The sequence below is a fragment of the uncultured Campylobacter sp. genome (genome assembly GCF_938030685.1).
In the GTDB taxonomy this organism is placed as follows: Bacteria; Campylobacterota; Campylobacteria; order Campylobacterales; family Campylobacteraceae; genus Campylobacter_B.
Genome location: NZ_CALHHX010000152.1, coordinates 1 through 2,698 on the forward strand (window position 1 = coordinate 1; position 2,698 = coordinate 2,698).

A 2,698-nucleotide genomic window follows, 5' to 3' on the forward strand; every position below is an offset into this window, starting at 1 on the left:
AGGCGCGATTTTATCCTTTGTAAAATAAAAAGCAAATAAATTCCGATCTAAATTTACGAAAAGCAAGGAATTTAAATCGCTCAAGCGATTGCTAAATTTAGACGCGAACGAATCGCGGCGTTTAAATTTAGACTCTTTGTTGAGATAAAAACGCCGAATTTATCCGCCTATACGACGCAGGTAAAGTGCGGAAATAGTGCAGAAACAGCGCGGAAGGATACGGACAAAACCGAAGCCAAAACGCAGAAGCAGATCAAGCGGAGCGCATACTTGCCGCCAATAAAAACAAATTTCAAATATTTTTGAAATTAAATTTCAACCTTATTTAAGTATGTAGCTATATAATAATGTATTTCAATTTTATTTTAAAGGTCGAGGCATGAAAAAGCAAATTTTATTGGTGCCGCTTGCGATAGGCGCAATAGGCGGAGCGAATGCGGCCGAAAATAACGCCACGAAGTCGCAGGATCTGGGTCAAATCGTCGTGCAAGCGACGGTGAGCGTGGTCGATAACCTAAAATACGCAGGCTCGGCCGGAATTTTAACCCCCAAGGATATGAAAGCCAAAACCAACGTGGTCGATTCGATCATGCAGATACCGGGCGTTGACGGCAGTATGGATATGGGGCGGCAGATCGGCAGGCAGTTTCAGATCCGCGGATTCGGATATCAAAGCGACGAGCGCGTCATCATCAAACAAGACGGCGTGCGCAGGAGCGTGGGAATTTACTCCAATATGATCTCATCTTTTCGCACCGATAGCGATATCTTAAAGCGCGTCGAGGTCATAAAGGGCGCCTCGTCCGTGCTGCACGGCTCGGGCGCGATCGGCGGTATCGTAAATATGCAAACCAAAAGCGCGAGCGATTATCTAAGCGAGGGCAAAAACGTAGGCTTGATGCTAGGACAGAGACTCGAATCAAACAATATGCATAGCACGCGCGGCGCGATTTACGGCAAGGGCGAGGAAATTCCGATCGACGTTTTACTCTACGGCAAGCGCGCAAGCTACGGCAACGTTAAGTTCGCAGACGGCGGCACGCACTACGCCCCGGACTACGACAAGAGCTTCAATAACGAGCATATCGATACCTGATTTTTTAAGATCGGCGCGAATTTGGACGATCACCGCATAAGCTTCAGCGCCTTTGATTACGACGAAAATTTACACACGATGTGGCAGACACTATGGCAAAATGATGCAGATCTCTTCGTAAGCGGAAATTTAAGCCAGAGAGATTACGTTTTTGATTGGAGCTTCACGCCGCAAAGCCCGCTAGTGGATATGTCTTTTAAGGCCTACAAAAGCAGAGCCGAGTATAAACGCGGCTATATCGACGGCGCAGATACCGGCAGCTACACGAACAAAGACGATCGTAAGGGATTAGAGATCAAAAATATTTCGGAATTCGATACGGGCTTTTTAAATCATAGCTTCGCTTTCGGCGGCGATTACGAAAATAGGCAGGAGGATGCGATCTTTATCCAAAATGGAGCGCTAAGAGATTTCGCCTCATTTCCGAATGAATACAATAGCTACGGGCTTTTCGCACAGGATCTGATCCGCTTGCACGATGATTTAGAGCTTACCTTAGGCGGTAGATACGATAGATTCGATCGCGACATCAAAGGCAGATCGGCTAAATTTAAAGATTCCAGATTTTCTCCGCGCGCGGCAATTGCCTACACTCTCTTTGATAAATTTACTCTTTTAGCGGGATATAGCGAGAGTTTCCGCGCGCCTACGCCGCACGAAACATCGCAATCAGGACCGATAAACCGAATGTATTATTACATCCCAAATCCCGATCTAAAGCCTGAAACCGTCAAAGAGTACGAGGTCGGATTTAGTTTTAAACAGGATGAAATTTTTACGGACGATCACTTCGATATGAAATTTATCTATTTTAACGGCAATATCAAAGATATGATTGACGTTAAGCCGCTACCGCATCTGGGCGTGCCGCCGGGCGGCTTTTCGCAACAATACGGGCAGTATCAAAATATCGATCAAGCCAAAAGGCATGGTTTTGAGCTAAGCTCAAACTACCAAACGCAGGACTTTGATTTCGGCGCGAGCTTCGAGCGACTTAGAATTTACAATAAAAAGACGCACGAAAACATCAATAACCACGCCAAAAAGTTAAGCGCGAACATAGATTATTCGCCGCTGCAAGATTTGAGTCTAGGATTTCAGGTGAGCCACTATTTCAAACCTCACTCCAAACCCGCTTCATATTTTGCACGCGGGAGGGAGTATTTTTATGTAGATAAGTCCTTTACGATCGCTAATTTTAGAGGAAGTTACAAGATCAAAAACGGCATTATTCCGGCCCTTGACGGCGCGGACGTAAGCTTTGGCGTAAATAATATTTTCGATCGACACTACATCAACGCAAACCGCACGCGCGAGACTGTGGTGGTGGGTGCTGGACGAAATTTCTACGTCGATTTGGAAGTAAGATTTTAGATTAAGCTTATATGGGCGAAGCGCGGGTTAAATTTTAAAGCTTACCCGAGCCTTTGCCCCTCTTTCTTTTTAAATTTAGACCTCATCTTAAATTTTAATCTCATCGCGACCTTTTGGTGATAAGGCTTAAATGTGGCATAAATTTCTAGCGCTATAAAATTCCGCAATTTTTAAAATTTAACAAACTGCAAAATTTTATGGGTTGCAAAGCCCGCAAGTTACGAAATT

The 2,698-nt window shown here is 44.8% G+C and carries 2 protein-coding genes; both read left to right on the forward strand.

Annotated elements, in window-relative coordinates; all coding sequences use genetic code 11:
- Positions 1-379 precede the first annotated feature (379 nt).
- Positions 380-1,096, forward strand: a complete 717-nt coding sequence (locus tag Q0369_RS06930; RefSeq protein WP_298097789.1) for a TonB-dependent siderophore receptor — start codon at positions 380-382, stop codon at positions 1,094-1,096.
- Between the two features lie 21 nt (positions 1,097-1,117).
- Entirely contained in the window at positions 1,118-2,470 is a 1,353-nt protein-coding gene (locus Q0369_RS06935) for a TonB-dependent receptor (protein ID WP_298097792.1), read from the forward strand.
- Positions 2,471-2,698 lie beyond the last annotated feature (228 nt).